The 12,015-nt window shown below is 73.4% G+C and carries 9 protein-coding genes; 4 read left to right on the forward strand and 5 right to left on the reverse strand.

Going from position 1 to position 12,015, the window contains the following annotated elements:
* The 3 genes from J3P38_RS03680 to J3P38_RS03690 all read right to left on the reverse strand — a co-directional run bounded on the left by J3P38_RS03680 (position 1) and on the right by J3P38_RS03690 (position 4,019).
* Positions 1-1,449: a carboxyl transferase domain-containing protein gene (locus J3P38_RS03680; protein WP_210438508.1), complete on the reverse strand. Its 1,449-nt coding sequence runs from the start codon at positions 1,447-1,449 to the stop codon at positions 1-3.
* A 61-nt stretch (positions 1,450-1,510) separates the two neighbouring features.
* Positions 1,511-2,695: a CaiB/BaiF CoA transferase family protein gene (locus J3P38_RS03685; RefSeq protein ID WP_210502700.1), complete on the reverse strand. Its 1,185-nt coding sequence runs from the start codon at positions 2,693-2,695 to the stop codon at positions 1,511-1,513.
* Between the two features lie 4 nt (positions 2,696-2,699).
* Entirely contained in the window at positions 2,700-4,019 is a 1,320-nt protein-coding gene (locus tag J3P38_RS03690; protein WP_210502701.1) for an SLC13 family permease, read from the reverse strand.
* Positions 4,020-4,132: 113 nt separating this feature from the next.
* Here J3P38_RS03690 and J3P38_RS03695 point away from each other — a divergent pair, with 113 nt between their 5' ends.
* Both J3P38_RS03695 and J3P38_RS03700 read left to right on the forward strand, forming a co-directional pair.
* Positions 4,133-4,837, forward strand: a complete 705-nt coding sequence (locus J3P38_RS03695; protein ID WP_210502702.1) for a FadR/GntR family transcriptional regulator — start codon at positions 4,133-4,135, stop codon at positions 4,835-4,837.
* Positions 4,834-5,604: a sulfite exporter TauE/SafE family protein gene (locus J3P38_RS03700; RefSeq protein WP_210502703.1), complete on the forward strand. Its 771-nt coding sequence runs from the start codon at positions 4,834-4,836 to the stop codon at positions 5,602-5,604. The genes J3P38_RS03695 and J3P38_RS03700 overlap by 4 nt, the downstream gene beginning before the upstream one ends.
* A gap of 16 nt (positions 5,605-5,620) precedes the next feature.
* On the opposite strand, the gene J3P38_RS03705 is transcribed toward J3P38_RS03700, so the two are convergent.
* Positions 5,621-10,474: an NAD-glutamate dehydrogenase gene (locus tag J3P38_RS03705; RefSeq protein WP_210502704.1), complete on the reverse strand. Its 4,854-nt coding sequence runs from the start codon at positions 10,472-10,474 to the stop codon at positions 5,621-5,623.
* Between the two features lie 182 nt (positions 10,475-10,656).
* Between J3P38_RS03705 and J3P38_RS03710 the strand changes: the two genes are divergently transcribed.
* Together J3P38_RS03710 and J3P38_RS03715 are read left to right on the forward strand one after the other, a co-directional pair.
* A complete protein-coding gene (locus tag J3P38_RS03710) occupies positions 10,657-11,130 on the forward strand; it encodes a DUF2505 domain-containing protein (protein ID WP_210502705.1) in 474 nt (157 codons plus the stop codon).
* The gene (locus J3P38_RS03715) at positions 11,127-11,765 is read left to right on the forward strand and encodes a maleylpyruvate isomerase N-terminal domain-containing protein (RefSeq protein ID WP_210502706.1); all 639 of its coding nucleotides are present in this window, start codon (positions 11,127-11,129) and stop codon (positions 11,763-11,765) included. Before J3P38_RS03710 ends, J3P38_RS03715 begins: the two co-directional genes overlap by 4 nt.
* On the opposite strand, the gene J3P38_RS03720 is transcribed toward J3P38_RS03715, so the two are convergent.
* The gene (locus J3P38_RS03720) at positions 11,758-11,979 is read right to left on the reverse strand and encodes a hypothetical protein (RefSeq protein WP_210502707.1); all 222 of its coding nucleotides are present in this window, start codon (positions 11,977-11,979) and stop codon (positions 11,758-11,760) included. The two genes, J3P38_RS03715 and J3P38_RS03720, sit on opposite strands and share 8 nt — an antisense overlap.
* Between the last annotated feature and the right edge of the window lie 36 nt (positions 11,980-12,015).

The following is a 12,015-nucleotide window of genomic DNA, read 5'->3' on the forward strand; positions in this document are numbered from 1 at the left end:
CTACGACGCGCGGGCGACCGTCGCGCGACCGCTGAGCTCGCGCAGCCGGGCGCCCACCTCGGCGGCCACGGCGACGGCGAGGTCGGCGGGGGTGTCCGCGTCGTGCTCGGGCACGACCACCTCCACGGTCCCGTCGGCGAGCAGGTCGGCGGCCGTCACGCCCTGGGCCGCCGCCATCTCGGCCGCGTGCGCGGTGTCGCCGTGGACGATGACGCTGGCGCCCTCCGGCGGCAGCGGCGAGAGCCACGCGTGCGAGGCGGCCACGACGGAGCGGGCGGGCAGCAGGGCGAGCGCCCCTCCCCCGCAACCCTGGCCGAGGATCACCGACACGGTCGGCACCGTCATCGTGGTCAGCGTCCCGATGCACCGGGCGATCTCGCCGGCGATCGCACGCTCCTCGGCTTGCGGGGACAGCTCGGCTCCGGGCGTGTCGATCACGGTGACGAGAGGCAGGCCCAGCTCCTCGGCCAGCCGCATGCCCCGACGTGCCTCGCGCAGGGCGCCGGGCCCGAGCGGGTGGCCCGGTCCCTGCCGGCTGCGGTCCTGGCCGACCAGGACGCACGGCAGGCCGTCGAGCCGGGTGAGCGCCACCAGGACCGACGAGTCGCGCTCGCCCTCGTCGGTGCCCCGGAGGCGGACGGTGCCGGTGCACGCGTGCTCGAGCAGGTCGCGCACGCCGGCCCGGCCGGGCTCGCGCGTGCGGGTGATGGCGTCCCACGCGACGGGCGCGGGCACCGGCGACGTCGTACGCCGCGGCAGCCGCGGCGCCGTGGGCGGGTCGACGACCACGCCGAGCGCGAGGTCCACCAGCTCGGGCAGCAGCTCGGCGGGGACGACCCCGTCGATGACCCCCGAGGCGGCGAGGTGCTCGGCGACCTGCACGCCGGGCCGGAACGGCCGGCCGTTGAGCGCCTCGAAGACCTTCGGCCCGAGGAAGCCCACCAGCGCGCCCGGTTCGGCGACGGTGACGTGGCCGAGCGAGCCCCACGAGGCGTACACGCCGCCCGTGGTCGGGTGCCGCAGGTGGACGAGGTAGGCCAGGCCGGCCGCCCGGTGCGCCATCAGGGCCCGGGAGATCTCGACCATCCGGACGAAGGCCGGCGTGCCCTCCTGCATGCGGGTGCCGCCCGACGAGGTGCTCGCCAGGACCGGGAGCCCCTCGGCCGTCGCGCGCCGCACGGCGCTGACGATGCGGTCGGCGGCGTCGCGGCCGATGGAGCCGCCCAGGAAGCCGAACTCGTTGACGACCACGGCCACCGGGCGACCGCGGACCAGGCCGCGGCCGGTGAGCACCGACTCGTCGGTCCCGGCCCGCGCCTCGGCGGCGGCGAGCTCCGCGCGGTAGGCCTCGTCGTGGCGGGAGCGGTCGATCGGCTCGTCCCAGGACGTGAAGGTGCCCTCGTCGAGCACCAGGTCGAGCAGCTCGCGCGCGGACCACCTGCGCGTCACGGGGTCCTCGCGGCGGCGTCCGGGGCAGCGCTGCGGAGACGGGCAACGCCGTGCGGTGTGCTCACGAGCCGCCTCCGCCGATCCACGTGCGGATCTCGTCGGCGTGCTGGTCGAGCAGGGGCGGTGCGACGTGGTCGCGCCGGGTGACCTCTGTGCCGTCGGCGTCGAAGAAGCGCAGCGGCGGGCCGGGGAGGGTGATCTCCCCCAGGGTCGGGTGCTCGACGTCGACCAGCAGGCCCTGGCTGGCGACCTGGTCCCACTGGTAGACCTCGTCGAGGGTGCGCACCTTGCCGGCGGGCACGCCGACCTCGGCGAGCCTGGCCAGCAGCGGCTCGGCGTCCCAGTCGGCGAACGCCCGCTCCACGAGCTCGATCACCTGCTCGCGCCGGGCGACGCGCTCGCCGTTGGTGGCGAACCCGTCGGCTGCCGGGTCGAGCCCGAAGCCCTCGCAGAACCGCTTCCAGAGGCCCTCGCTGCCGAGGGCGATCTGCACGGCGCCGTCGCGGCAGCGGAACAGGCCGTAGGGCGCGATGGACGGGTGGTGGTTGCCCTGGGCGCGCCCCACCTCGCCGGCCACGGTCCACCGGGTGCCCTGGAAGGCGTGCACCCCGACGACCGACGCCAGCAGCGACGTGCGCACGACGGTGCCCGTGCCGCTGCGCTCGCGCTCGTGCAGCGCGGCGAGAACGCCGTACGCGCCGTACATGCCCGACAGCAGGTCCGCGATGGGTACGCCGACGCGCTGGGGGTCGTCGGGCCCGGAGCCGGTGAGCGACATCAGGCCCGCCTCGCCCTGCGCGATCTGGTCGTAGCCGGCCCGGCCGCCCTCCGGTCCGTCGTGGCCGAAGCCGGTGATCGAGAGGACCACCAGCCGCGGGTTGCGGCGCATCAGCTCCTCGACGCCCAGGCCGAGGCGTTCCAGGACGCCGGTGCGGAAGTTCTCCACCAGCACGTCGGCGCGCTCGACGAGCCCGACGAGGACGTCCTTGTCGGCGTCGTCCTTGAGGTCGAGGGCGATGGACTCCTTGTTGCGGTTGGTGCAGAGGAAGTACGTCGACTGGCGGGCGTCGTCGTCGCCGACGAAGGGGGGTCCCCAGCCGCGGGTGTCGTCGCCGCTGCCGGGCGCCTCCACCTTGACCACCCGGGCGCCGAGGTCGCCGAGCATCTGGGTGGCGTGCGGGCCGGCGAGGGCGCGGGTGAGGTCGACGACGAGGAGGTCGGCGAGGGGTCCGGTCTTCTCGGTCACGGGGTCACCATCCGGGCAGGACGAGGGCTGCCCACACGAGCAGCGGGCCGACGAGGGTCACGATCACGGCGTAGGTCAGGATCTGCTTGTAGTAGACGGGCTCCTCGATGGTGTCGGGCTTGTTGGCCAGCATGAGGGCGCCGTTGGTGGAGAACGGGCTGACGTCGACGATCGTGGAGGCGACCGCGAGGGCGGCCACGAACATGGCGGCGTTGATCCCGCCGTCGGCGATCAGCGGGACGGCGATGGGGATGATCACCGGCAGCAGCGCCGTCGAGGAGGCGAAGGCCGACACGACGCCGCCGACGTAGCAGAGGACCAGGGCGCCGACCGCCGCGGCGCCGAGACCGGCCGCCCAGCTGCCGACGAACTCCGGCGAGCCGGCGGTGGTGAGGATCGTGGCGTAGGTGCTGACACCGGCGACGAGCAGGACCGTGGGCCACGCGACCTGCTTGACCGCGTCCTTGTGCTCGTTGGGGGCGAGCATCGCCAGGATGACCGCGGCGGTGATGGCGACGAACCCGATGTTCTTGTCGAAGGCGAGGGCGACGACGGCCACGCCGACGAAGGCCAGCAGGGTGAGCACCTGGTCGCGGCGCACGCCCTGGGCCTGGGTGCCGACGGGCGCAGTCGCGCCCATCCCCCGGGCGGACACGGTCCGGCCGCCGCGGTGCAGGTCGTCGTCGAGCGTGTCGTCGTCGTCGGGGTCGATGCGCAGCGACATGAGCTTGCGACCGCCGAGCGCGACGAACAGCACCGCGGCCATCACGGTGTTGACGACGAGGCTGGCCAGGAAGACGGTGATCTCGCTCGAGGGCAGCCCGGCGTCCTCCATCACCGAGTTGGTGATCACGCCGTAGATGCTGATCGGCGAGAAGCCGCCGGCCTGGGCGCCGTGGACGACGAACATGCCCATCATCAGCGGGCTGATGCCGTAGCGGCCCGCGAAGCCGAGGGCGATCGGGCCGATGATCGCGCAGGCCGCCGGGCTGACGGCGCCGATGCCGGTCAGCACCGCGGTCACCGCGAACATCACCCACGGGATCAGGGCCACCCGGCCGCCGACGCCCTTGACCGCGGTGCGCACGATCAGGTCGACCGTGCCGTTGTTGCGCGCGATCGCGAAGAGGTAGGTGACACCGATGAGCGTCAGGATGAGGTCACCGCTGACGCCGGCCAGGATCTCCTTCTCGTCGAGGTCGAGGGCGTACATGCCCACGAACCACGCGGCGACGTACGCCAGCGCCCCCATGTTGATCGGCAGCACCGTGCCGACCACGAACAACGCGACCAGCGCGATGATCGCCACCCATTCCGGACCCATGTCCACCTCCGAGTCGTGTGCCGCACGGGAGGCCGGGGGTGGCCCTCGTCACAGTGCTGGCTCAGTGGCCTAGCCAATAGCACAATGAGCCACGAGTCAATACGCTGGAGGACATGTCGGCCTCGCCCTTCCCCGCCCGGTTGCTGCGCACCCGCCTCTACGAGCAGGTCGCCGAGCAGATCTCGGCGTGGATCGGCGACAACGGCCTCGGTGCCGGCGACAAGCTGCCTCCCGAGCGCGAGCTCGCCCAGCGACTCGGCGTCAGCCGCGCCACGCTGAGCCAGGCCCTGGTGGCGCTGGAGGTCGTCGGGGTGGTGGAGGTGCGCCACGGCGACGGCACGATCGTCACGTCCGGGCACCAGAAGTCCACCCGCATCGTCGAGGCGATCCGCAGCCACGCCGACCGGCTGCCCGAGATCATCGAGACCCGCGACGCGCTCGAGACCAAGATCGCCTCGCTGGCCGCGGTGCGCCGCACCGAGGAGGACCTCGCCCGCATCGACGAGGCGCTCGCCGCCATGGCCGCCGACATCGAGGCCGGGGGCCGCGGCGTCGAGGGCGACGAGCGCTTCCACGGCGCCGTCACGGCCGCCTCGCACTCGCTGCTGCTCGCCCGGCTGATGGACGAGATCGGCGACCTCGTCAAGGAGACGCGGCTCGAGTCGCTGGGCCAGCCGGGTCGTCCGCAAGACTCCCTCGCCGGGCACCGCGCGATCGCCGAGGCGATCCGTGCCGGCGACCCGGCGGCCGCGGCGCAGGCCATGCACGCCCACGTCGAGATGGTGAGCGACGTGGCCCTCCTCCGCGAGCAGCCGTGACCGCAGCCGAGGCGCTCCTGGTCGTGGCGACCGGGCTCGGCGCCGGCGTGCTGTCCTCCACCGTGGGCGTCGCGTCCCTGCTCAGCTTCCCGGTGCTCGTGGGGCTCGGGCTGCCGCCCGTCGTCGCCAACGTGTCGAACACCCTGGGACTGATCCCGGGCGGGCTCGGCGGCGTGGTCGGCTACCGCCGGGAGGTGCGCGAGGCGGGGCGCGTGGCGTACGTCATCGCCGCCGTGTGCGCCGTCGGGGCCGTCGCCGGCGCCGCTCTGCTGCTCGGGCTGCCCCCGGGTGTCTTCGAGGCGGTCGTCCCCTACCTCATCCTCTTCACCTGCCTGCTCGTCGGCATCCAGCCGCGGGTGGCCGGGTGGCTGCGCGCGCGGCACGAGCGCCGGCACGGCGAGGAGCTCGCGGAGCGGCGGCACATGTCCCCCGCGACGACGGCGTTCGCCACGGTGACGGGCGTCTACGGCGGGTACTTCGGTGCCGGCGCCGGCGTCATGATGGTCGCGGTCCTCGGCCTCGGCACCGACCTCGAGCTCCGCGTCGTCAACGGCCTGAAGACGCTGTCGCTGATGGTCGGCAACATCGTCGCGGGCGTGGTCTTCGTGCTCGTGGCCGACCCGCGGTGGGACGTCGCGGCGCTGCTCGCCGCCGGCTCCCTCGTCGGCGGCTACGTCGGCGCGCGTGTGGGGCGCAGGCTCCCCGACGCGGTCTTCCGCTGGGCCGTGGTGGCGGCGGGGGTCGTCGCCGCTGTCCTGCTGTTCTGACCCGCGCCCGGCACCGTCAGGACAGCAGGCCGCGGACCACCCGCAGGCCGACGGACAGCCGGGCCAGCTCGGCGGTCCCCTCGCGGCAGATCTCCTCCAGGGTGGCGGCCGAGCGGCCGACCAGCTCCTCGTCGGAGTTCTCCCACTCCGCGACCCGGGCGGGCGCACTGTCGTCGGCACTCGTGGACAGCAGCACCTGGGCGGTCAGCTGCTGGTGCACGCCGTAGAGGTCGTCACGCACCGCCGCCCGCGCCATCGTCTGCCACCGGTCGTCGCGCGGCAGGGCGAAGATCCGCTCCACCAGCGCCGGCAGGCCGAGCCGCTCGCCCAGCGCGAAGTGCACGCGCGCCACCTCCACGGGGTCGAGGTCGAGCCGGTCGGCGGTCTCGACGATGCCGAGCAGCGCGTAGGCCGGGGCCAGCACGGCCACCCGCGAGGCGAGGTCCGCCGGCACGCCGTGGTCGGTGAGCCGCTTCTCACGCGCCCGGTAGTCGTCGAGCTCACGCCCGCTCATGATGCCGGGCAGCTCGGCCATCACCGCCTGGACGCGACCGCGGAAGAAGTCCACGGTGGCGACCGAGTCCAGGGGTGGACGCCGGTTGGTGACCAGCCACCGCGACGCACGCTCCACCAGGGTGCGCATCTCGATGCGCATCCGGGTCTGGCGCTCGGCGGGCACCCGGTTGTCCAGCGCGGCGATCTCCTCCCGCAGCGGCAGCGAGCCGAAGATCTCGCGTGCGACGAAGTTCGCGCGGGTGAGGTCGGCGGCGCTGGCGCCCGTCTCCCCCTGCAGCCGCGGCCAGAAGGTCATGCCGGCGCCGTTGACGAGGTCGTTGACGACCTGGGTCACGATGATCTCGCGCCGGAGCGGGTGGTCCTCCATGGCCGCCTGGAGGTCCGGCTTCATCCGGCTCGGGAAGTAGGCCAGCAGGTCCTCGCGCAGGTAGGGGTCGTCGGGCAGGTCGGAGCCGATGAGCTCGTCGGCCAGCACGATCTTGGTCCAGGCCAGCAGCACCGACAGCTCGGGTGCCGACAGCGCCTGCCTGCGGTCGAGGCGGCGCTTGACCTGGCGCGTGCTCGGCAGCCCCTCGAGCTCGCGGTTGAGCACGCCGCGACGCTCCAGCGCGCGCATCCAGTCCTCGTGCACGTGCAGCAGCGACGGGGCGTGCGCCTCGGCGTTGGCGAGCGCGAGGTTCTGCTCGTAGTTGTCGCGCAGCACGAGGTGGGCGACCTCGTCGGTCATCTCGGCGAGCAGCTCGTTGCGTGCGGCCTCGTCCATGCCGCCCGCCCGGACGACCCGGTCGAGCAGGATCTTGATGTTCACCTCGTGGTCGGAGGTGTCCACCCCGGCGGAGTTGTCGATGAAGTCGGTGTTGATCCGGCCGCCGTCGCCGTTGACGCCGAAGCGGGCGTACTCGACCCGGCCGAGCTGGGTGAAGCCGAGGTTGCCGCCCTCGCCGACGCAGCGCGCCCGCAGGTCCTCGCCGTTCACCCGGATCGCGTCGTTGGCCTTGTCGCCGGCATCGGCGTCGGTCTCCTCCGAGGCCTTGACGTAGGTGCCGATGCCGCCGTTCCACAGCAGGTCGACGGGTGCGAGCAGGATCGCCTTCATCAGCTCGGCGGGGGTCAGCGCGGTGACGTCCGACGACAGCCCCAGCGCCTCGCGGGCCTGGGCCGACACCGGGATCGACTTCGCCGAGCGCGACCAGACGCCGCCGCCCTCGGAGATCAGCGCGGGGTCGTAGTCCTTCCAGCTCGACCTCGGCAGCTCGAACAGGCGCCGGCGCTCGGCGTACGACGACGCGGCGTCCGGCGTGGGGTCGATGAAGATGTCGCGGTGGTCGAAGGCGGCCACGAGGCGGGTGTGCTCCGAGCACAGCATGCCGTTGCCGAACACGTCGCCGGACATGTCGCCGATGCCCACGGCCGTGAAGTCCTCGGCCTGGCAGTCGACGCCCATCTCGCGGAAGTGCCGCTGGACCGAGACCCACGCGCCCTTGGCGGTGATGCCCATGGCCTTGTGGTCGTAGCCGACCGAGCCGCCGGAGGCGAACGCGTCGCCCAGCCAGAAGCCGTAGTCGCGGGCCACGCCGTTGGCGATGTCGGAGAAGGTCGCGGTGCCCTTGTCGGCGGCGACCACGAGGTAGGAGTCGTCGCCGTCGTGGCGCACCACGCCCCGCGGCGGGACGGTGACGCCGTCGACCAGGTTGTCGGTGATGTCGAGCAGTCCGCAGATGAACGTCTTGTAGCAGGCCACGCCCTCGGCCAGCCACGCGTCGCGGTCCGCGGGGTCGGGCAGCTGCTTGCAGAAGAACGCACCCTTCGCGCCCACCGGCACGATCACCGTGTTCTTCACCATCTGCGCCTTGACCAGGCCCAGCACCTCGGTGCGGAAGTCGTCGCGGCGGTCCGACCAGCGCAGGCCACCGCGGGCGACCGCGCCGAAGCGCAGGTGCGAGCCCTCGACCCGCGGGCTGTGGACGAAGATCTCGAAGCGGGGTCGCGGCTGCGGCAGGTCGGGGATCGCCGACGGCTCGAGCTTGAACGAGATGTACGGGTGCACCTCGCCCGACTCGGTGCGCTGGAAGAAGTTCGTGCGCAGCGTCGCCCTGACGAGGGTCCGGTACGACCGCAGGATGCGGTCGTGGTCGAGGCTGACCACGTCGTCGAGGGCCTTGGCCAGCCGTTCCTCGATCGCCTCCACCTTGGCCACCCGGGCCTCCGCGTCGTGCGCGAGCGCGCGGTCGCCGCGACCGGGGTCGAAGCGCGACTCGAAGAGCTCGACGAGCAGGCGGGTGATGTCGACGTTGCTGCGCAGCGCCTCCTCGATGTAGTCGAGGGCGAAGGGCGAGTTGCCCTGCTTGAGGTACTTGGCGTACGCCCGCAGCACGGTCGCCTGGCGCCACGTGAGCCCGGCGTTGAGGACCAGCTGGTTGAAGCCGTCGATCTCGTTGAAGCCGTCCCACACCGCCCGCAGCGCCTCGGCGAAGAGCGTGCGCTCGTGCGGCCGCAGGACGCGGCCGTGACGCAGGCCGAACTCGTAGATGTACGACGGGCGCGACAGGCCGGACAGCTCGTAGGGGCGCTCGTCGACGACCTCGACGCCCATCGAGGTCAGCATCGGCAGCACGGTGCTCAGCGACAGCGGCTCCCCGACGCGGAACACCTTGAGCCGCGACTCCCCGCGACGGTAGGAGCCGCTCTGCTGGTCCTGGTCGAACAGCGCCAGGTCGATCCCCTCCTCGCCCTGGATCGCCTCGATGCGGCCGAGGTCGGCCGACCCGCGCCGCGGGTCGTAGTCCTCCTTGTAGGCCTCCGGGAACGCGTCGGCCCAGGCGCGCGCCAGCTGCGACCCGCGGTCGACGCCGTAGTCGGCCACCACGGCCGCCATGAAGTCGTCGCGCCAGGAGCGCGACGCCTCCATCAGCCGCCGCTCCAGGTCGGCGACGTCGATCTCGGGGATCTGCTGGGCCTTGGGCGGGTGCACGACGAAGTGCACCCGTGCCGTCGTCGACTCGTTGACCCGTGCGGTGAACTCCACGTGCTCGCCGCCGAGCTCCTCGCGCAGGATGTCGGAGAACCGCTCGCGCACGGCCGTGCTGTAGCGGTCGCGCGGCAGGTAGACCAGGACCGAGACGTAGCGGCCGTAGGTGTCGCGGCGCACGAACGCGCGCAGCTTGCGCCGCTCGCGGGCGCTCATCACGTCCTGCGCGACGGGGGCGAGCTCGTCGGGCGAGGTGTGGAAGAGCTCGTCGCGCGGATAGTTCTCCAGCGTGTCCATGAGCGCCTTGCCGGCGTGGCTGCGCGGGTCGAAGCCGGCGTGCCGCATGACCTCGGCGACCTTCTCGCGCAGCACGGGGATCCGCGTGACCGACTCGGTGTAGGCGGCGCTGGAGAACAGGCCGAGGAAGCGGCGCTCGCCGGTGACCTCGCCGTCGGGCCCGAACGTCTTCACGCCGACGTAGTCGAGGTACGCCGGGCGGTGCACCGTGGCGCGCGAGTTGGCCTTCGCCAGCACGAGCAGCTTCTTCTCGCGGGCCTTGGCCTTCACCAGCGGCGGCAGCTTCGCGAAGGAGGTCGAGAGGTCCTGGTCGTGGCGCAGGATGCCCAGGCCCGAGCCCGGCACGGCGCGCAGGCCGCACTCGTCGGGGGCGCCCTCCTCGGTCTCCAGCAGGTACTCGCGGTAGCCGAGGAAGGTGAAGTGGTCGTCGGCCAGCCACGTCAGGAACTCGCGGCCCTGGCGCAGCTCGTCGGCCGACAGCGGCGGCGGGTCGGCGTCGAGGTCGGCGACCACGGCCAGGGCCTGGGCATGCATCTTCTGCCAGTCCTCGACCGACTCGCGGACGTCGCGCAGCACCCGCTGCAGTCCCTCGGTGATCTCGGCCGCCTCGTCCTCGTCGGTGCGGTCGATCTCGAGGTGCATCCAGGACTCGGTGCCCGCCTGCTCCCCGGCCTGCGGCTCGTGGGCGTGCACGTGCTGCAGCTCGCCGGTGATGGTGCGCTCGACCTCGAACTGGGGGTGGAAGACGGCGTGCACGTTGTGCCCCTGCCGGTTCAGCTCCATGGTCACCGAGTCCACGAGGAACGGCATGTCGTCGGTGACGACCTCGACCACCGAGCGGCCCGACGCCGACCAGCCCGCGTCGGCCACCGTGGGCGTCACCACCCGCACCGCCGCGGTGCCCTGCGGGCGGGTGGCGGCGAGCTCGTGGTGGGAGGCGACGGCGCCGAGCAGGTCCTCCGGGGTCCGTTCCGCGACCTCCTCCGGGGCGACGTGCCGGTAGTAGGCGTGCAGCAGGTCGGCCCACTCCGGGCGTACCGCCGTCGCCGCGTCGAGCTGCTGGTTCTTCGTCTCCTCAGGCGTCGCCACGCTCCGACCCTAGAACCCGCTCTGTGACGCCCACAACACGGGTGGGCGGCCCCGGCCGTCCCCGGCACCGACGCCGTCCGGGAGGCCCGGTCCTCGCCCTGGCGGGGGCGCTCCGACATGATGACGACACCGGTCGCGGGATCCGCCCCGCCGACTGCCGCCAGCACCGGAAGGACCCCAGGATGGGCAAGCGCGTGGTCAAGGACCTCACCTACGACGCCCCGCTCGAGGAGGTCGCGGCGATGCTCACCGACCCGGCCTTCCGCGAGCAGGTCCTCGACCGGATGAAGGTCGTGCGGGGCGAGGTCACCGTGGAGGCCGGCGTCGTCACCATCGACCAGGTGCAGTCCGCCGCCGGTCTGCCGTCCTTCGCCACCAAGCTCGTCGGCGACGAGATCCGCATCGTGCAGGTCGAGGCGTGGCGCACCCCCGGGCACGCCGACGTCGAGGTCACCATCCCCGGCAAGCCGGGCGAGATGACCGGCACCGCGGCGCTGACCGAGTCCGGCGGCCGGACCACCGAGCGGATCGATCTGGAGATCACCGTCCGCATCCCGCTGATCGGCGGGAAGATCGAGGGCCTGGTCGCCGACATGCTCGGCAAGGCGCTCGAAAAGGAGCACGAGACGGGCGTGGAGTGGCTCGCGCGCCGATGAGCCCGATGCGCGAGGCGTACGACGCGCTCGCCTCCGTGGTCGGCGGCCTGACCGACGACCGGGCGTGGGAGCCCACCGGCTGCACCGGCTGGGCGGTCCGCGACCTGGTCTGGCACCTCCGCGCGGACGCCGTCCGCGGCCTGGTGGCCGCGCACACGCCGGCCGGGCGCGCGGCCGACTGCGACGCGGTGACCTACTGGGGCGCCTGGGGAAGCGACCCCGCCGCCGACGAGCGGAGCCGGCGGATGACCCGCGTCGAGGCGGGCCTGCACGACTTCGCCTCCCTGCGGGAGGGCTACCTCGACGCCGCCGCGGCGGCGGTCGCGGCGCTGACCGCGCTGCCGGACGGCGCCGTGCTCGCGACCCAGGGCCACGCGATCAGCGCCGCGGACCTCGCGAGCACCCTGGCCGTGGAGGCCACGCTCCACCACGCCGACCTGGTCGCGCACCTCGCGGCGGCCGGCCCCACCGCCGCCGGCCTGGCGGAGTCGCGGCGCGTGGTGGAGGGGCTGCTCGGCCGCTCGCTCGACGGCTGGACCGACGCGCGGGTCGCCCTGGTCGGCACGGGCCGCGCCGAGCCGACGGCGGCCGAGCGCGACGACCTCCGCGACGCGCGGCTGCCCGTCTTCAGCTGAGCGGCTCGCGCTCCTCGGCCGTCGGCCCCGCGGCGTCCGCTGCCCCGTCGGACTCCGGGCCGCCTGCCGCGCCGTCGTCAGCGCCGTCTGCGCGGACGTCCTCCCCACGGCGCCGCCAGATGACCAGGCCGAGCACCGCGAAGGGGCCGAACGCCAGCAGCAGCGTCAGGAGCTGCTCGTAGGGGTGCAGCGCACCGAGGTGGAGGAGCATCATCGGGACCATTCTCCCCCACCCCTCTGCCGTCCCGGG

This window comes from Nocardioides xinjiangensis (assembly GCF_017916455.1).
Lineage (GTDB): Bacteria > Actinomycetota > Actinomycetes > Propionibacteriales > Nocardioidaceae > Nocardioides > Nocardioides xinjiangensis.

Coding starts and splice junctions, on each gene's coding strand:
- J3P38_RS03690 (WP_210502701.1), bottom strand. CDS start 4,019: ATGGGTCCGGAATGGGTGGCGATCATCGCGCTGGTCGCGTTGTTCGTG.
- J3P38_RS03695 (WP_210502702.1), top strand. CDS start 4,133: ATGTCGGCCTCGCCCTTCCCCGCCCGGTTGCTGCGCACCCGCCTCTAC.
- J3P38_RS03710 (WP_210502705.1), top strand. CDS start 10,657: ATGGGCAAGCGCGTGGTCAAGGACCTCACCTACGACGCCCCGCTCGAG.
- J3P38_RS03715 (WP_210502706.1), top strand. CDS start 11,127: ATGAGCCCGATGCGCGAGGCGTACGACGCGCTCGCCTCCGTGGTCGGC.
- J3P38_RS03720 (WP_210502707.1), bottom strand. CDS start 11,979: ATGATGCTCCTCCACCTCGGTGCGCTGCACCCCTACGAGCAGCTCCTG.